Origin of the sequence: Streptomyces luteogriseus (genome assembly GCF_014205055.1) — a bacterium.
In the GTDB taxonomy this organism is placed as follows: Bacteria; Actinomycetota; Actinomycetes; order Streptomycetales; family Streptomycetaceae; genus Streptomyces; species Streptomyces luteogriseus.
Genome location: NZ_JACHMS010000001.1, coordinates 817,359 through 834,164 on the forward strand (window position 1 = coordinate 817,359; position 16,806 = coordinate 834,164).

Consider the following 16,806-nt stretch of genomic DNA (forward strand, 5'->3'; position numbering starts at 1 on the left):
GTCCAGAGTCAGGACAAAGTCCCGGTAGCGCCCCGCGTCAGGTGACCAGCTGCCCCTTCCCGAGGGCGATGACCCCGGCCTTGGACACCGTGTACAGCTCGGCGTCCCGCTCCGGGTTGACACCGATGGTCATGCCCGGCGGCACTTCCACGTTCTTGTCGAGAACGGCGCCGCGCACCACCGCACCCCGGCCGATGTGCACGTTGTCGTGCAGCACCGAGCCCTGCACCACGGCCCCCGGGTCGACCAGCACGCCCGGCGACAGCACGGACCGCGTGACCTGGCCACGCACCAGGCAGCCTGCGCTGATGATCGACTCGCTGGCGATGCCGCCCGCGTTGAAGCGGGCCGGGGAGAGCTGGTACGAGTGCGTGTAGATGGGCCAGCTGCGGTTGTACAGGTTGAAGGCGGGCCGCTCGGCGATCAGGTCCATGTGGGCCTCGTAGTAGGCGTCCAGCGTGCCGACGTCCCGCCAGTAGCCCTGGTCGCGGGTGGTCTCGCCGGGCACGTGGTTGGCGCTGAAGTCGTACAGCGCGGCCTCGCCCCGGTCGGTGAGCTGGGGCAGGATCGAGCCGCCCATGTCGTGCACGGAGGACTCGTCCTCCGCGTCCCGCCGGAGCGCCTCGATGAGGGCCTTGGTGGTGAAGATGTAGTTGCCCATGGAGGCGAAGACGCAGTTCGGGTCATCCGCCAGCCCGGGTGGGGCCGACGGCTTCTCCAGGAAGCGCTCCACCGTCTGCCCGTCCGAGCCCGGCGTGATCACCCCGAACGACGAGGACTCCGTGCGCGGCACCCGGATCCCGGCGACCGTCACTCCCGCGCCGCTCTCGATGTGCTGGTCGAGCATCTGGCGCGGGTCCATGCGGTAGACGTGGTCGGCGCCGAAGACGGCGACGTACTCGGGGCGCTCGTCGTAGATCAGGTTCAGCGACTGCAGGATCGCGTCGGCGCTGCCCAGGTACCAGCGCGGGCCGAGGCGCTGCTGGGCGGGCACGGGCGTCACGTAGTTGCCCAGCAGGTTGGACATCCGCCAGGTGGTCGTGATGTGCCGGTCCAGCGAGTGCGACTTGTACTGCGTCAGGACGCAGATGCGCAGCACACCGGCGTTGACGAGGTTGGACAGGACGAAGTCGACCAGGCGGTACGTGCCGCCGAAGGTCACCGCCGGTTTGGCACGGTCTGCGGTCAGGGGCATCAACCGCTTGCCCTCACCGCCCGCCAGTACGATCCCCAGGACCGAAGGACCACCACCACGCATGGCCGCTCCCCTCACGCCGATTTCCCGATGCCTGCCCCTGAGCAGCACGCACTAAGCCTGTTTGAGGATCTCCTCGTAGAGCCGGACCGTGCGGCGGGCCACCGCGTCCCAGCCGAACTCGCCGACCGCGCGCTCCCGCCCGGCCCCGCCCATCCGCCGGGCGGCTCCGGGATCACCCAGAACCGTGTCCATGGCCCGGGCGAGACCCGCCTCGAAACCGTCGCCGGGCGGGACCAGCAGCCCGGTGGTGCCGTCGTCCACGACCTCGGGGATGCCGCCGACCGCCGAGGCAACCACGGGGGTGCCGCAGGCCATCGCCTCCAGGTTCACGATGCCGAGCGGCTCGTACACCGAGGGGCAGACGAACAGTGCGGCGTGCGTCAGAAGCTGGATCACCTCCGGGCGCGGCAGCATCTTCGGGATCCAGAACACGCCGTCGCGGACCCCGCTCAGCTCCCCGAACAGCTCGCGGAACTCCTGGTCGATCTCCGGCGTGTCCGGTGCGCCCGCGCACAGCACGACCTGCGCGGCCGGGTCGATGTCCCGCACGGCGCGCAGCAGGTGGGGTACGCCCTTCTGGCGGGTGATCCGGCCGACGAACAGCACGTACGGGCGGGAGCGGTCGAGCCCGATACGGTCCAGGGCGTCCGTGCCGGGGTCGGGCCGGTACAGGCTCGTGTCGATGCCGTTGTGCACGACGTGGACCCGCTCGGGGTCCAACGATGGGTAACAGCCGAGGATGTCCTCGCGCATGGCTCCGGAGACGGCGACCACCGCGTCGGCGGCCTCGATCGCGGTGCGTTCGGCCCAGCTCGACAGGTCGTAGCCGCCGCCGAGCTGCTCGGCCTTCCAGGGGCGCAGGGGCTCCAGCGAGTGCGCGGTCATCACATGCGGGATGCCGTACAGCATCTTGGCCAGATGGCCGCCGAGGTTGGCGTACCAGGTGTGGGAGTGGACCAGTTCACGGCCTTCGAGGGCCGCGGCCATGGCGAGGTCGACGGAGAAGGTGCGCAGCGCGTCGTTGGCGCCGTCGAGCGCGGACCAGGAGCGGTGACGCCGCACGCCGTCGGCGCGGCCCTCGCCCCAGCAGTGCACGTCCAGGTCGACGAGCGGTCTGAGCTCGCGGGCGAGGAACTCCACATGGACGCCTGCACCGCCGTAGACATCCGGCGGGTACTCCCGGGTCAGCAGTCCCACTCGCACCCGCAACTCCCTGCTCTCAGCGGCCGTTCCCTTTCATGGTCACCCAGAAGGGGCGCGTGGGGAAGAGCGGGGCGGCCGTGTGAAGCAACAGTCACCGCAGACGCCCCCGCCGGGAACCCGGTAGTACAGGCAGCAGCTACGACGCCGGAAGGCGATGCCGTCGAGGTTTCCGGCGCCGGTGAGCAGGGGGTGGGCGAGGAGTTCCGCGGTCAGGGAGCGGGCCCGGCCGGCGACGTCCGTACGGCCGTGGCGCCGGGCCCAGCGGTCCAGTTCCCGGGCGGCGCCGGCCAGCGCGGAGGCGGCGTTGCCCCGCAGCAGGCCCGGGGCGAGGTTGTGGCGGGCGCGCAGGGCCACCGCCAGGGGGTCGAGATGGCCGTGCAGGACGACGTCCGCGAGCGTCGGAGCGTCCCCCGGGAGGGACCGTACGTCCGTGAGGAACAGGTCGTCGGGGGCGCTGCCGTCGGCGTCCCAGCGCAGCAGCCGGGCGTCGAGGTCGGGCACGCCGCCGTAGAGCGTGGCGCAGCCGAGGGCGATCGACCAGAGCCGGGCCGCGAGCCCCTGGTGCGTGATGGACGCGGCGACCCGCGACTCCGGGGCCCGCAGGGCAGCCGCGACCTTTCGCACGCGAAAAATCAGGGGATTTACGGACACATCCGGTGCCACTAGGGCGTAGGCCTGTGCGAGAGTGGGAAGAGACCCGGCCGATGCTCCTTCCGTGCGCAGCACGAAGAAGCCGGCGAGCGGGCGGAGCGCGGCAAGGTCGGGGTCGAGGTCCACGAAGAGCAGTAGTACCAAGGCCCCTAAGGGATGCGACCCGGTGGCCCCCGACCGGGCTCGCCCACCCTGGGGATGATGGGGGTCCCCGCGTACTCCATCGGCAGTAGGACCCAATGAGTGCTCTGGGACGACGACGGGAAGACCTGGACACGGCAGGGTGTTGGTCATGAAAGCCCACCTTTCGCCGCGCCGGGCCGAGCGCCCCCGCCTGACGCAGAGGATCAGCCGATGAGCGCCCTCGCGTTGTCCGTTCTGCTGTCCCTCGTCTCCGCGTTCGCCTACGCGGGCGGGGCGATCGTGCAGGAGCGGGTGGCGGAGTCCTCGCCGGGCGAGCAGTACGCGCCGCTGCGGCGGCCCGGCTGGTGGGCGGCCGTCGCGCTGAACGGCCTCGGCGGGTTGCTGCACGTGGTGGCGCTGGCGTACGGACCGCTGAGTCTGGTGCAGCCCCTCGGCGCCCTGACCATCGTGGTGGCCCTGCCCATGGCGGCGCTGTTCGTCGGGCGCAAGGCCGGTGCCACGGCCTGGCGGGGCGCGATCATGGCGACGGTCGGACTGGCCGGCCTGCTGTCGCTGGTCGCCGCGTCGGACGCGCGGTCACTGAACACGGCGGAGCGGGTGGCCGTCGCCGTCGTCACGGCCGGTGTGGTCGTGGCGCTGATGATCGCCGCACGGGCCGCGCACCGGCACCCGGCGGTCCGCAGCATGCTGCTGGCGACCGCCTCCGGTATCGCGTTCGGCATGTCCTCGGTGTTCACCAAGACCGTCGCGGTCGACTGGACCGGCGGTGTGTCGACGGCGGACGTGCCCTCGCTCGCCGTGATCGGCGTCCTGGCCACGGTCGGCATGCTGCTGTCGCAGGCCGCTTACCGGGGCGCGGGCCTCGCGGCCCCGCTGGCGACGCTGACGGTCGTGAACCCGGTGGTGGCGGCCGCGGTCGGCATCACGATGTTCGGGGAAGCCTTCCGCTACGGCACGACGGGCACGGCGCTCGCACTGAGCTGTGGTGTGGTGGCGGCGGGCGGCCTGATCCTGCTGACGACGGAACGGCTCACGCACGGGCAGCCGGCGCCTGCGGACGGCCTGCCGGCCTCGGGGCTCGCATCGGAGGCCGGGGGTGCCGGTGCCGGTTCGGCGCAAGTGCCCGCACGAGTGGGCAGGGCCCCCGAGGGCCTGGACGGCCCGCCCGCGCCTGTGACTGCGGGAGCCGAGACCGTGGCGGCCGGTGGGCTACTGCTCGTGGAGGACGTGCTCGCGGCGGGGCCGGCGGGGACGGTTTCGGCGGTGCTCGTGCCGGGGCCGGGGACGTCGGCAGCGGTGCTCGTGCCGGGGCCGGGGACACCAGCGGCTGTGCTCGTGCCGGGGCCGGCGGCGGGGACACCTGCCGTGGTACCGGGGTCGGAAGCCACTGGGCCGCGGGGCGAGCAGGAGACGCCCACGGAGGTGCCGGACGCGGCGGGCGCGGTGCTCGGGCCGGGTGCCGTTGCCGCGGCGGCAGCGGTGGTGGCTTCCGTGGAGGCCACCTCGTACGAGAGCGGGGAGCCGTCGGTGGTGGCGGCCTCCGACGACGAACGCCCGCTCTCCTACGTGCCCTTCTACGGCATCCCGTACGTCCCGCTGCCCACGGTCGACCGGCACCGCATGCGGGTCAGATCCTGACGCCGCCGGCCCGGAGGTACGCGACCGGGTCGACGTCCGAACCGAAACCGGGCCCCGTCCGCACCTCGAAGTGCAGATGCGGGCCCGAGCTGTTCCCGGTGGAGCCCGAGCGGCCGATGCGCTGGCCGGCGCTCACCGACTGCCCGCCCCGCACGGAGATCGCCGACAGGTGGGCGTACTGGCTGTAGCGGCCGTCGGCGTGCCGGACCACGACCTGGTAGCCGAACGAGCCGCCCCATCCCGCGCTGACGACGCTGCCCGCCGCGACCGACTTGACCGACGTGCCGGTGGGCACGGGGAAGTCGATGCCGGTGTGGTAGCCCTTCGACCAGGAGGAGCCCGCCTTGCGGTAGGGCGTCCCGAGGGAGGCTCCGACGGGGGCGACGAGGCCCTGCCGGGTGGCCGTGGACCGGCCGGCGCGTTCCTTGCCCTCGTCGTGGGTCCGCTCCGTGGAGCGCTCTTTCGGCCGCTCCTTGGCGCGGTCCTGGACCGGCTTCTCGGCCGAGGGCTTCGCCGACGGCGCCGGCCGGTGCGCGGGACGCGTCTTCGTGGCGCCCTCGCCGCGCAGTGCGAGGCGCTGACCGGGCACGATCAGATCGGGGTCGGACCCTATGGCCGAGCGGTTGGCCGCGTACAGGCCCCGCCAGCCGCCCCGGACGTCCTGGTCGTCCGCGATGCCCGAGAGTGTGTCGCCGTGGACCACGGTGTACATCTCGGCGTTGCCCGCACGGGACTGCGGCGTGGACTGCGGCCGCACGTCCTCGATCGAGGTCTTCTTCGTGTCCTTCTGCTTCGTGTCCCTTTGTTTCGTGTCCTTCTGCTTCGTGCGCTCGGCGGCCGGCCGGATGTCGGGCTCGCCGCCTCCCCGGGTCAGTCCGGCCCGCACCGAGCAGACGGGCCAGGCGCCGGGCCCCTGCCCGTCGAGTACCTTCTCCGCGACGGCGATCTGCTGGTCCTTGCTCGCCAGGTCCGCGCGGGCCGCGTAGGCCCGGCCGCCGTAGGCCTCCCAGGTGGACTGGGTGAACTGCAGTCCGCCGTAGAAGCCGTTGCCGGAGTTGATGCTCCAGTTGCTGGTGGACTCGCAGGCGGCGACCTTGTTCCAGGTGTCCATGTCGGCGGCCTGGGCGGCGCCGGTGCCCATGAACGGCAGTGCCATGCCCGCGCCGCCCGCCGTGACGGTGAGCGAGGCGCGGTTGATCCTGTTCGGCTGATACCGGCGGTGCCGGCCGCGTGCGGCCATCGAAAGCCCCCCTAGACATGCGTCAGGAGGGGCAAAAGTAAGCGCTGCGAACCGGCCAGAACAAGACGGCTTTTCGCCGCCCGGGAGTCCAAATGGCCGGTATGAGGCCCCTGTTGCGCGACGTGCGCCACGGTGGTGCACCGTGGACGGCACACGGTGCGCCGGTGCGCCGTGCGCGGGGACGCGTGCATCGGCTGAGTGCGAGGGGGCTCTCGTCCGTATCAGCCTGCGCGACGCCGTGCGACCCGGGCGTGCGTACGAAGGAGCGGCACGTCAGGATGGTCGACGGAGGGTGCCCGAGGGCATCCGCACCGGCAGCACCGATACCGAGGCTTTTAGGAGCGAACCGAATGAGCAGTACAGCGCAGATCGGCGTCACGGGTCTCGCGGTCATGGGCCGCAACCTCGCCCGCAACTTCGCCCGCAACGGCTACACGGTCGCGGTGCACAACCGGACGCCCGCGCGCATGCACGCCTTGGTGGAGGAGTTCGGCGGCGAGGGTGAGTTCGTCGCGTGCGAGAGCGCGAAGGACTTCGTGGCGGCGCTGGAGCGGCCGCGGCGCCTGGTCGTGATGGTGAAGGCCGGTGAGCCGACGGACGCGGTGATCCAGGAGTTCGCGCCGCTGCTGGAGCCCGGCGACATGATCATCGACGGTGGCAACGCGCACTTCGCGGACACCCGGCGCCGCGAGCGCGACCTGCGCGAGCAGGGCATCCACTTCGTCGGCATGGGCGTCTCCGGCGGTGAGGAGGGCGCGCTGAACGGCCCGAGCATCATGCCGGGCGGTCCGAAGGAGTCCTACGACTCGCTGGGCCCGATGCTGGAGAAGATCTCGGCGAAGGCCGCCGACGGCTCGCCGTGCGTCTCCCATGTCGGTCCGGACGGTGCCGGGCACTTCGTGAAGATGGTGCACAACGGCATCGAGTACGCGGACATGCAGCTCATCGGCGAGGCCTACCAGCTGCTGCGGGACGTCGCCGGGTACTCCCCCGCCGAGATCGCGGAGATCTTCCGGACCTGGAACCGGGGCCGTCTCGACTCGTACCTGATCGAGATCACGGCCGAGGTGCTGTCGCACGTGGACGCGGAGACGGGCAAGCCGTTCGTCGACGTGGTGGTGGACCAGGCCGAGCAGAAGGGCACCGGCCGCTGGACCGTGCAGATCGCCCTGGACCTGGGCGTGCCGGTGTCCGGCATCGCCGAGGCGGTGTTCGCGCGCTCCCTGTCGGGCCACGCGGCCCTGCGGGACGCCTCGCGCGAGCTGGCCGGCCCGAAGGCACAGCCGCTGAGCGAGGCGGAGGCCCGGGCGTTCGCGGACCGGGTGGAGCAGGCGCTGTACGCGTCGAAGATCGTGTCCTACACGCAGGGCTTCCACGAGATCGACGCCGCCCGCGATGAGTACGGCTGGGACATCGACCTCGGTGCGGTGTCCGCGCTGTGGCGGGGCGGCTGCATCATCCGCGCGGCGTTCCTGGACCGGATCCGCGCCGCGTACGATGCCCGGCCCGACCTGCCGAGCCTGCTGTCGGACGCGACGTTCGCGCAGGAGATCGCCGACGCCCAGGACGACTGGCGCGAGGTCCTGGTCGCCGCGACCCGCCAGGGTGTGCCGACGCCCGGTTTCGCCGCGGCCCTCGCCTACTACGACGCCCTGCGCGCGGAGCGGCTGCCGGCGGCGCTGACGCAGGGGCAGCGGGACTACTTCGGTGCGCACACGTACCGCAGGGTGGACCGTGACGGGTCGTTCCACACGCTGTGGGGCGGGGACCGGTCGGAGACCTCCGCGTAGGCGCTGCCGCTCAGGGAGGCGAGCGGGGCGGTGGACGGCACGGGATGCCGTCCACCGCCCCGTTCGCGTACCGGGGTCAGGACAGGGGCGGACCCGGTTCCGGGTTCGGTACGGGTTCCGGTCCCGGGGGGATCGGGGACGGGTCGGGGCCCGGCACGGGGTCGGGGCCCGGGGGTGCCGGCGGGGTCGGGCCCGGCGGTGGGGTGGGCGCCGGTGGCGGCGGGGTCGGCTCCGGGCCCGGCGGGGGCTGTGGGTTCGGCACCGGGTCGGGGTGCGGCTCCGGGCGCTGGGGATCCGGGCCCGGGGTCGGCGCCGGCGGCACGGGGTCGGGAATCGGGTTCGTCATCAGGTCCTCCAGCCAGTGGGACGACTCCGGCTCTGGACTACTGCCCCGCCTACCCGGCCCTCGCCTCGGCAGTCACTCCCCGGCAGGACGGGGAGGGGACCAGGTGGGGGTAACGGGGCAACGGGGGCGGGGGGTGACGGGAACGGCCGTCGGAAACGGCCGGGTGGGCCCTCGGAAACGGCCCGGGTGGGTCCTCAGAACCGGCCGGGATGGGCCCTCAGCCAGTCCTTCGCCGCCGCCAGCAGGTCCGGATCGGCAGGCGAGGCCTCGTCCGGGTGGCGTTCGGCCCACTTGGTGACGTACGGGCAGAGCGAGGCGACGGCGCCGTGCTCGCGTCCGGCGAGGGCGTAGAGCTCGCGTGCGAGCGAACCGGCGATGCCCTTGCCCTCGTGGGCCGGCTCGACGATCGTGTGGACGGGCACGAGCGCCCGCTCGGGGCTTTCGAGCACGAAGTACTCGATGCGGCCGACGACTTCACCGCCGGACACGGCCTCGAGCCTGCCCGCCGCCCGGTCGTCACGGATCTCCGGGTCGCTCATCGACACGCTCCTCCTCTGTTCGCGGTCAGGCCCCGACGGCCTGCGGGCTGCGCTGCTGGTCCGAACCGGGCACCGGCTCGGACGGGTCCGCACCCAGGGCCACGATCCGGTTGTCGCGGTCCACGTGCACGACCCGGGGGGTGAGTGCCCGCGCCTCGGCGTCCGTCACCTGGGCGTAGCTGATGATGATCACCAGATCTCCGGGGTGGACGAGATGGGCGGCGGCCCCGTTGATCCCGATCACACCGGATCCGCGCTCGCCCTCGATGACGTACGTCTCCAGGCGGGCGCCGTTGGTGATGTCCACGATGTGCACGAGCTCGCCGGGCAGCAGATCGGCGGCGTCGAGCAGGTCGGCGTCGATGGTCACGGATCCCACGTAGTGCAGGTCGGCCTGGGTGACGGTGGCTCGGTGGATCTTGGACTTGAACATGGTGCGCAGCATGTTGAACTCCTGGAGGACGGCTCCCTGCCTGCTTTGTGCAGGTCAAGGGCGGTATCACTCTACAACTGGCACGCGCCCGACTCGAAGATTGTGAGGAACATCGCTTCACTCTGAAAAGGCTCCCTGCCTGCATTTCCGCAGGCACCAGGCCCGTTGTGACGCCACCCACCAGGCATCTCTGCTCGGGCAGCCGTCTCGGAGTGTCTCGGGGTTGATGCTGACCAATTGCTGACTTACCCAACGACACGTCAGGGGCATGGGGCGAGATGCTTCCCCCTGGAAGCATGCTCTGCTGTGAACCGTCGGAGATCCGTCGTGTTTCGGTCCTCGTCCAGCACATCGCTCCGCTGTGTCGCCTGCTGCGCGAGGCCGTACGGAAGCATTCGAAGTGACCTTGAACCGCCTCGTCCGTACCGTGGCGGCCGTCGGACGGTACGGGCACGCGGACGGGCGGAGCGCGAAGACCGGGGCCCGATTCTGTCGGGCGTGTGGTCGGCGTCTGCGGTGCTCTTGCAGTACCTGCGGACGTGGGCCGGTCGAACCAGCAGCAGCTCGGGGATGCCATCGGCTACTCACTGGAGCGGATGGCCTCACGCCCGCAGCGGATGCGCGGGCTGCCGTCGCGTCATGCGGGGCGCGGAGTGGGAAGGGCGTGCCGCACCATTCGCGGATGATCGTGTTGCAGCCCGTCCTCAAGGGTCTACGCACCCGCCAGTTACACATTCTGGCCGATCAGCGAGCCCGGACAGTCGTACGGCTTCATGCATCTCGGCGGCGAACTCTCCGCCGCCGGGGCAGGCACGACGGTCATGCGCATCGCCGAGTGCAACAACGTCCAGCCGGAGGCCGGCAGCCGCCCGCGAAGCCCGCCGACCCGTTCGCTTCCTTCCTGCACGGGCTGCTCACCATGGACGACCTCCTGACGTCCGGAAGTCTGTGCGTCTCGCCGTGCGGCACCAAGCGGGCCGTACCTGTAGCGCCAGCACGTGCCCTCCGGTGCCGTCATCCCAATGAGGCGGTCTTCCGCATCCCACTCGTAGCGCCTGGTGTCCGGTTTTGAGGGACAGCGCGTCTTCGGGCGCAAGGCCCTGCAAGTACTGGCGGCTTCCCGCACAGACACGACCTCACCCCGAGCGGTGCTGTCCCTGCAACTGACCAGCCCAAAATGAGGTCGAGAAAGCTCACTGCCTCAGTCTTCCGAGATGTGCACCTGCAGCAGATGCTGGATGATGAGTTCGAAATCCGACATCGCTTTGAGGCAAAATTCTTGATCTTGAACGTTGATAGAGTGAACAACGTCTCTGAAGCCGGGGTCGGCGAGCCCGTGCGCCTCGAGCAGGACCCGCGTCGGGACCAGCACCCAGTTTCTGCGCGTTCTGTCGATCTCCCAGTCAACTTGCGTCGGCAGATCCCTTACGGCAACTTCAATGAGCTGAGCCACCCCTTCTTCGGGGAACGCGTAGCGCCACCCCATGTAAGGAACCTGAGCGTAGCCATATGCAGCATTGAATTCCGTGGGCAATTTGAACCATGCGAGTTCTCCAAACCTGCTCAGCGCCTGCACTGCCTGCTCGCCACGACTCGACACAATCATCCATTCATTCGTCACCAGAGGGGACGGCGGTCTGCGCCTCGGCGAGCGCGTCCTCGGGCGACATGGAACCGCTGAGGGCGGACAGGACCGCCTGCCACATCTGCTCGGAGATCTTGGGGTACTTGGTGCCGAGGTCATCGCTGGTACGGCCCTCGGCCGCACTCACCGCCTCGACCCACGGCTTCAGCTTCGGGTCGGCCGTGACCTGCTTGTCCTGCACCTCGGTGGTGAGGGCCACGTACGACAGGGTGGTGTCGGTCGCAGTACAGGTTCTCGGTGCTGGTCAGGCAGGAAACCAGCTTCTGCGAGGTGGCGTAGCGGCCGGTCTCGCCCTGGACCGGGAGGGTGACGAACTCCCCGCCGGCCGGGGCGGCGGCACTACCCCCGTCAGCGGCGTCCGCGCGCAACCTGCCCGGCGTCGTCGGCAGCTTGTTCGGCTGCGTGTGACAAATCTGCTCGGGAGCAGGCCTCAGGGGTACGCGGAAAGAGGCACCGATCAGTTCGCGAGTGTCGGCAGCGAACCGACCTCGCCGGTTCTCACCCACAGCCATTACATGCTACCGAAAGACGTCCCGATCAGCCGCTCTCGCCCGGCCGGGTCCGCGTAACCCACGACGAGCCCTGAGGTCCGGCAAGTCAAAACGAAGCGTGAAAATCGACTGCTCCACCCATTGCCTTGACCCCGGACTCCCTCTTACGCTGTCCGGCAATTTTTCCTTACTCGCCGACCGTGATGGCGGTGAGGGTCGCCCCTCTTTCTAGCGTTCCCACCACTTCGCCTGACATGTGGACCTTGGCACTATGGGGCGGATCAATAAAATCCACTAGCCGGTCATAGCGGTTGATCCAGTCCAGGGTCACGGGTGCTGCAATCATGTTGGAGCCAGCATCTGAGTCGATGCTGAAATGCTGGCCAGTGCGCACCACGCCCGCCACGCAGCGAACGATGCAAGTCGCTGCCGTGGCAGTACTCTCCTCAACCTCATAGATCTGCAACTTCCCCGCAGTACTGTCAGCCATGCCTGTAGGCCTCCGCCACAAATTGTTTGATCTGTTCAGGTGCAAGTTCCGACTGGCGCCAGGCCGAAAGGGTCGGCCCATGTCTGTGGATTGTGGACGTAGGCAGCTGCGTTGGGTGCGGGTGCCAGACCGAGAGGATCGGGAGTAAGGTAGCGCGCCGTTTCCGGGTCGTAGTGGCGGAAGTAGTTGTAGTGCAGACCCGTCTCCGGGTCGTAGTACTGGCCGGGGAAGCGGAGGGGTGTGTAGGTGGCGCTGTTCGCGGACCATGAGGTGGTGCCCCACAGAGTGCTGCGTGTTCGCCAAGCCAAGTCTCCGTGTTCGTCGACCAGCTCGGTCGGCGTGCCGATCAGGTCGGTGACGATGGAGAAGAAGCGATAGTCGATCTCCTCCTGTGGTGCATCTGCGGCCGTGATGCGCTCGGTCTGGGCGACGGGGTGCAGGCCCCGGTGGTCCCACGTCAGGGTGACTGGATTGGGTAGGTCGATGGACATGGTGGTCTGTTCGCGGGTGACCGTCTCGCCGATGCGGCGGGTCAGTTCGCGGCCTGCCGGGTCGTAGGTGATGTCGATCGAGCGGCCTGAGGCCACCATGCCGGTGCGGCGGCCCGCGGCGTCGTACGACCATGTCGTCGTCGCGCCGGTCGGGGTCGTACGGCCCGTGCGGCGGCCCATCTCGTCGTAGGTGTAGGTCAGCGTGCTGCCGTCGACCGTCTCCGAGCGCAGGCGGCCGAAGCGGTCGCGCAGGAGGGTCAGACGTATGTCGTCCGGGCCTATGGCCTCCGCCAGTTGGTCCGTCATGTCGTACGCGTACGTCGTGATCCGGCCCGCCGCGTCCTTGCGGATCACCTGGCCCAGCTCGTTGCGCTCCCGGCGTGGTGGCCCCCGGGTAGCCGTCCTACCGCGTGCAGGACATCGACCTGCGCCCTGGTGACCGCCTGTTCATGCTGACCGACGGCATGCTCGGACGTCACGGGGAGAAGGTCGACCTGATCGCCCTACTGGAGCGCACCCAGGGCCTGCACCCGCGCGAAACCGCCCTGCCGCTGACGTCCGCCGTCCTGGGAGCCGCCGGCGGCCTTCTGGAAGACGATGCCACCGCGATGTGCCTGGACTGGCACGGCCCTCAGCAGACCCAGCGGCACGTCAGTTCCGGCGCGGACATCCAGCAAGCCTCAGCCGGCCGCACCACGGAAGCGCCTTGACTGACGCCCAGCGGCCGGCACGCTTGTGCCCACCGCCGCTTGCCGGGGAAGGGCGTGCTGACCTGCGTGTTGGGCGAGGGCAGGCCGACCGCGCGCACCGCTCGGGGCGTACGTAGTCCGTGTTGCCTGTGCCATCCATTGACCACGAGTGGTGGCCGCTGGCGCTACGGCCTCGTCGCCTGAGGCTGGGTCGTCGGGATCCGTGAGGTGAAGAACAGGGCGAGAAGAGCGGCGAGGGCGAGCGCGGCGAGGGCCGCCCGGAGGCCGTCGAGCCTTGCTTCAGTGTTCGCGTCGAACACTTCCTGGGACGTCTCCTCGCTCACCCCGGCATCCTCGAGCGCCTTCTTCAGCTGAGCGTCCGACAGGAAGGGCGCTCCGCTTTGCAGCTGGACGGACGCCTGGCTCTTGACCCGGTCCGGCACTGCCGGGTTCTGCTCGACGTTCGTCAGGAACGACGACGTGAGCGCGGCGATCATGATCGACCCGGCGAGTGCCGTACCGATGGAGGCGCCGAGGTTGGTGACGGCGTTCTGGACGCCGCCGACCTCCGCGCTCTGTGCTTCCGGCACTGCGGACACGGTCACCGAACCGAGCTGGGACGCCAGGGCGCCCATGCCGAGCCCGATCAGCAGCAGGGGAATGGTGACAATCTCCCCGCCGGCGTCCGCGTCGAGCGCGGCCATCAGGATCACCGCGCCCGCGAGCAGCGCGAGGACCCCGAAGCGCACCACCCGACGCGGCGAGACGTGCGGGAGGAGGCGCGGGATCAGGATCGCGGCTGCCAGCAGCGTCAGCGAGAGGGGCAGGATGCGTGCGCCGGTCTTGAGTGCGGACAGGCCCAGGGCGACCGAGAGATAGAGCGGTACGACGAAGAAGACGCCCATCTGCACCAGGTACTGGAAGAAGAACATCGTCAGGCCGCCGGTGAGCTGCTTGTTGTGCAGCATGGCCGGGTCGACGAGGGGTTCCCCAAGCCGATGCGCCACGCGGGCCTCCCAGCGGAGGAAGAGCCAGATCAGCAGCAGGCCGATCAGCATCAGCCACACAACCAGTGAAACCCCGAGCCACGAGGGAGCGTCTGGCTTGGGCCGGAACCAGCCCCACTCGTCCGAGCGGAGCACCCCGTAGACGAAGGTCCCGAGCCCGAGGGCGGAGAGTACGGCCCCCACGAAATCGATCCGAGCGCGTTCGCCGAGCGGCGCGTCGGCGATGCGGCGGGCGAACAGCACGATGCCGAGCACCATCACGACCTCGCCCGCGAAGACCCAGCGCCAGGAAAAGTACGTGGTCGCGAGACCTCCGATGAGCGGCCCCAGCGCGATGGCCACGGCCCCCGCGGCCGCGACGAGGCCGTAGGCGGCAGGACGACGTTCCACCGCGAAGTTGCTCGCCACGAGCGTCACGATCGCCGGCAGGATGAGCGCCGCCCCGATCCCCTCGAGGAACGCCCAGCCGATCAGCAGGACGGTCAGGTTCGGCGCGAGCGCCGTCGTCAGTGAGCCGCAGCCGTAGACGGCGCAGCCGATCATGAACGCGCGTCTGCGGCCGATGAGTGCACCGACCTTGCCGCCGGGAATCATGAACATCGCCATCACGAGGGTGTACGCCGTGATGGCCCCCTGGATCCCGGTCACCGGCGTGTCCAAGTCCTCGGCCACGGTAGCAATGGACACGTTCATGACGGAGCTGTCCAGGGCCATCAGGAACTGACCCGCCGCCAGTGTCAGCAGCACGAGGCGCTCCGCCGCCGGTTTCGCAGCAGCGTCCACAGGAGGTGCCATGGGTGCATCGTGGCAGTTGCTCCCGGGCCCCCACTGCGACCCGCCACGGGGGTCAGCCGCTTGGCGGCGAGACGATCGCTGGCGCCCAGAGGCGCCGGGCCCCTGCGCATCGATGCCACGGGCGAGCCCGTGAACAGCGGTCGGCACGCGTGAGCCGTGTGCTTCTCCTCGACCAGCCGGCGAAGGGAGCGCTGTGCTGTCCGGCCACACTCGCGCCGAGTGCGGCCTGCGGTGCCTCGACGCTCGTCTCACCCTCCGCGCCCCGGACGCGGACGGTGAGGCGCGGGCCGCTTGGGGGGCTGCAGGTCCGGGAGAAGCTGTAATGCTGTAACTGCCTTGTCATCGCGGTAGGGGTGCACGACGGTCGGCCAGGCGCCGAAGGAGGCGTTGTTCACAAAGACGCGGTCCCCGATGCAGCCCAGGTCGATGCGTAGCTCGACGCCGTCCGTGAGCGCGTCCAGGCACAGAATGGGAGCGTCCCCGCCCCGGCCGAGGTGGTGAAGTTTGCGGGTGCCGGCGGCGATCACAGGGACGACAGACCGCCCTCGGTACCCGCGACCAGTGCCCGGGTGCCGTCGCCTCCGGCGACGCCGATGGGTCGGCGCCGTCCTCGGCGGCCTGCCGGGCGAGCGCGGTCACGTCCCGGCGTTGGTCCGCGTCCAGGACGGCGACCTGCGCGCCGAGGGCCTTCACCTTCTCCTGCGAGTGGAACATCCCGACCTTTTCGCCGCCCGAGCGCAGGTTCATGATGAGGAAGGTCGCCGGGGGCGGCGAGCGCGTGGTCCGGAACACCAGCCGGTCCGGGTTGCGGTGGACAACGCGGACGGAGCAGTCGACTCCGGTTCGCGGAGATCGGCGGTCACGGAGCGGTCCCCATCCGACGCCAGAACCGGTGGGAGCGTGGCGCCTCTCGGAGACGACCGCCCCCGTGGCAACCCGGAGCCGTGGCCGTCAGCACGGATGCGGGTTTGTGAAATGAGCAGGCGTTACCCCGCCCCACCATTTCGGATCCGGCATCTCGAACGAGGAAACGCCCGCGCGCTGGGTGAGCGGCGCTTCCGCAGCGGGTCAGTTACCGAGAAGCTTGCGCTTCTGGTCCTCGAACTCCGCCTCGGTGAGAACGCCTTGAGCCCTGAGGTCACCCAGCTGCTTCAACTGTTCGAGATTGCTGGACATGTCGGAGGCCGCCGGAGCGGCCCCGGCGGGAGGCGCCGGTTGCGCTGCGGGCTCCTGGTACCCCTGCTGGGCCGCCCATCGCCCCTGCTGTCGGCGGGATACACGGTTCGACACAGCGGTCGCCGTTCCGGCGACGACGGCCGTTCGGGCAACCCCTCGGAGGAGTCCCGGCATGGTGATCTCCCTTCTTGTTTCCCCGTGTCTTGCTTCCCCGTGCTTTTCAGGGCGCGGTTTCGGTCGCGTCGAGCGCGGCCAGAACCGCGGGCACCGGGATTCTCCCGGAGGCCACCAGCTCAGCACCGCCGCGTCGCAGGGCGGCGGCGAACGGTGCGGCCCAGAGGTTCTCGTAGATCAGGACGCCGGCGGAGTTGCCGGGTGCCAGGGCGTTGGCTGCCTCTTCGAGGTCGTCCTGGCCCAGTAGGCCGGAGGACGCTCCCTCGAAGACGGCCAAGTCGAGATCGCCGTCGCCGGTGAGATCGCCGATCTCCAGGCCGCTCACGGTTCCGTCGGATTCCTTGCGGATGAACGTCAGGTCGAGGATCCGGATGAGGCCGCGATCCACCAGATCGACCAGGAGGGGGAGGCCCTCACCGGTCATTCGGTTGCCGGGGAACTCGACGACCAGATAGTCGATCGGTCCCATCTCGCCGGATGTGTCGACTGCGTCGAATGCGTCGCTCACAGCGTCACCTCTGGGCTCGTGCCTGCTCCCCCAGGCCATTGCATCACCGCACCGGGGCGGTCGCACCTCGTGCGCGATTCACTCGTCGGGCTCACCCG

14 protein-coding genes and 2 pseudogenes are annotated in these 16,806 nt (G+C 70.1%); 3 read left to right on the forward strand and 13 right to left on the reverse strand.

From position 1 onward, the window contains the following. Positions 1 to 37 precede the first annotated feature (37 nt). The 3 genes from glgC to BJ965_RS03845 are packed head-to-tail and all read right to left on the reverse strand — an operon-like array spanning position 38 to position 3,256. Positions 38 to 1,258, reverse strand: coding sequence for a glucose-1-phosphate adenylyltransferase (gene glgC / locus BJ965_RS03835; RefSeq protein ID WP_184907357.1), 1,221 nt, complete (start codon positions 1,256 to 1,258; stop codon positions 38 to 40). 51 nt (positions 1,259 to 1,309) lie between these two features. After that, the gene (gene glgA / locus BJ965_RS03840; RefSeq protein WP_184907358.1) at positions 1,310 to 2,461 is read right to left on the reverse strand and encodes a glycogen synthase; all 1,152 of its coding nucleotides are present in this window, start codon (positions 2,459 to 2,461) and stop codon (positions 1,310 to 1,312) included. Between the two features lie 39 nt (positions 2,462 to 2,500). After that, positions 2,501 to 3,256: a (2Fe-2S)-binding protein gene (locus tag BJ965_RS03845; protein WP_184907359.1), complete on the reverse strand. Its 756-nt coding sequence runs from the start codon at positions 3,254 to 3,256 to the stop codon at positions 2,501 to 2,503. 210 nt (positions 3,257 to 3,466) lie between these two features. Between BJ965_RS03845 and BJ965_RS03850 the strand changes: the two genes are divergently transcribed. Further along, positions 3,467 to 4,894, forward strand: coding sequence for a DMT family transporter (locus BJ965_RS03850; RefSeq protein WP_184907360.1), 1,428 nt, complete (start codon positions 3,467 to 3,469; stop codon positions 4,892 to 4,894). On the opposite strand, the gene BJ965_RS03855 is transcribed toward BJ965_RS03850, so the two are convergent. Continuing rightward, a complete protein-coding gene (locus BJ965_RS03855) occupies positions 4,884 to 6,134 on the reverse strand; it encodes a transglycosylase family protein (protein WP_184907361.1) in 1,251 nt (416 codons plus the stop codon). The genes BJ965_RS03850 and BJ965_RS03855 overlap by 11 nt on opposite strands. 350 nt (positions 6,135 to 6,484) lie before the next feature. Here BJ965_RS03855 and gndA point away from each other — a divergent pair, with 350 nt between their 5' ends. Continuing rightward, positions 6,485 to 7,924 (forward strand): NADP-dependent phosphogluconate dehydrogenase, encoded by a 1,440-nt coding sequence (gene gndA, locus BJ965_RS03860; protein WP_184907362.1) that lies wholly within the window; start codon positions 6,485 to 6,487, stop codon positions 7,922 to 7,924. Between the two features lie 540 nt (positions 7,925 to 8,464). On the opposite strand, the gene BJ965_RS03865 is transcribed toward gndA, so the two are convergent. The 6 genes and pseudogenes from BJ965_RS03865 to BJ965_RS03895 all read right to left on the reverse strand — a co-directional run. Then, entirely contained in the window at positions 8,465 to 8,809 is a 345-nt protein-coding gene (locus tag BJ965_RS03865) for a GNAT family N-acetyltransferase (RefSeq protein WP_184907363.1), read from the reverse strand. A 25-nt stretch (positions 8,810 to 8,834) separates the two neighbouring features. After that, on the reverse strand, positions 8,835 to 9,254 hold the full coding sequence (panD, locus tag BJ965_RS03870) for an aspartate 1-decarboxylase (protein WP_184907364.1): 420 nt from the start codon (positions 9,252 to 9,254) through the stop codon (positions 8,835 to 8,837). Between the two features lie 1,189 nt (positions 9,255 to 10,443). Continuing rightward, positions 10,444 to 10,863: a hypothetical protein gene (locus tag BJ965_RS03880; RefSeq protein WP_184907365.1), complete on the reverse strand. Its 420-nt coding sequence runs from the start codon at positions 10,861 to 10,863 to the stop codon at positions 10,444 to 10,446. After that, a pseudogene (locus BJ965_RS03885) lies at positions 10,853 to 11,243 on the reverse strand (extracellular solute-binding protein); the annotation flags it as partial. The gene BJ965_RS03880 and the pseudogene BJ965_RS03885, both read right to left, overlap by 11 nt. 322 nt (positions 11,244 to 11,565) lie before the next feature. Then, positions 11,566 to 11,868, reverse strand: a complete 303-nt coding sequence (locus BJ965_RS03890) for a hypothetical protein (RefSeq protein WP_184907366.1) — start codon at positions 11,866 to 11,868, stop codon at positions 11,566 to 11,568. A 53-nt stretch (positions 11,869 to 11,921) separates the two neighbouring features. Beyond that, positions 11,922 to 12,563, reverse strand: a pseudogene (locus tag BJ965_RS03895) (RHS repeat-associated core domain-containing protein); the annotation flags it as partial. Positions 12,564 to 12,769: 206 nt separating this feature from the next. Here BJ965_RS03895 and BJ965_RS03900 point away from each other — a divergent pair. Next, positions 12,770 to 13,069 (forward strand): SpoIIE family protein phosphatase, encoded by a 300-nt coding sequence (locus tag BJ965_RS03900; RefSeq protein ID WP_313666703.1) that lies wholly within the window; start codon positions 12,770 to 12,772, stop codon positions 13,067 to 13,069. A gap of 164 nt (positions 13,070 to 13,233) precedes the next feature. Here the strand turns inward: BJ965_RS03900 and BJ965_RS03905 are convergent, their stop codons facing one another. The 3 genes from BJ965_RS03905 to BJ965_RS03915 all read right to left on the reverse strand — a co-directional run bounded on the left by BJ965_RS03905 (position 13,234) and on the right by BJ965_RS03915 (position 16,669). Further along, positions 13,234 to 14,850 (reverse strand): MFS transporter, encoded by a 1,617-nt coding sequence (locus BJ965_RS03905; protein ID WP_184916727.1) that lies wholly within the window; start codon positions 14,848 to 14,850, stop codon positions 13,234 to 13,236. 1,068 nt (positions 14,851 to 15,918) lie between these two features. Next, positions 15,919 to 16,200, reverse strand: a complete 282-nt coding sequence (locus BJ965_RS03910) for an SHOCT domain-containing protein (RefSeq protein WP_184907367.1) — start codon at positions 16,198 to 16,200, stop codon at positions 15,919 to 15,921. Between the two features lie 46 nt (positions 16,201 to 16,246). Then, positions 16,247 to 16,669, reverse strand: coding sequence for a DUF6325 family protein (locus tag BJ965_RS03915; RefSeq protein ID WP_184916730.1), 423 nt, complete (start codon positions 16,667 to 16,669; stop codon positions 16,247 to 16,249). Between the last annotated feature and the right edge of the window lie 137 nt (positions 16,670 to 16,806).

Bases quoted from the DNA above. Each gene is read 5' to 3' on its own strand.
- glgC (WP_184907357.1), bottom strand. From the start codon at position 1,258: ATGCGTGGTGGTGGTCCTTCGGTCCTGGGGATCGTACTGGCGGGCGGT.
- BJ965_RS03850 (WP_184907360.1), top strand. From the start codon at position 3,467: ATGAGCGCCCTCGCGTTGTCCGTTCTGCTGTCCCTCGTCTCCGCGTTC.
- BJ965_RS03855 (WP_184907361.1), bottom strand. From the start codon at position 6,134: ATGGCCGCACGCGGCCGGCACCGCCGGTATCAGCCGAACAGGATCAAC.
- gndA (WP_184907362.1), top strand. From the start codon at position 6,485: ATGAGCAGTACAGCGCAGATCGGCGTCACGGGTCTCGCGGTCATGGGC.
- BJ965_RS03865 (WP_184907363.1), bottom strand. From the start codon at position 8,809: ATGAGCGACCCGGAGATCCGTGACGACCGGGCGGCGGGCAGGCTCGAG.
- panD (WP_184907364.1), bottom strand. From the start codon at position 9,254: ATGCTGCGCACCATGTTCAAGTCCAAGATCCACCGAGCCACCGTCACC.
- BJ965_RS03890 (WP_184907366.1), bottom strand. From the start codon at position 11,868: ATGGCTGACAGTACTGCGGGGAAGTTGCAGATCTATGAGGTTGAGGAG.
- BJ965_RS03905 (WP_184916727.1), bottom strand. From the start codon at position 14,850: ATGGCACCTCCTGTGGACGCTGCTGCGAAACCGGCGGCGGAGCGCCTC.
- BJ965_RS03910 (WP_184907367.1), bottom strand. From the start codon at position 16,200: ATGCCGGGACTCCTCCGAGGGGTTGCCCGAACGGCCGTCGTCGCCGGA.
- BJ965_RS03915 (WP_184916730.1), bottom strand. From the start codon at position 16,669: ATGGGACCGATCGACTATCTGGTCGTCGAGTTCCCCGGCAACCGAATG.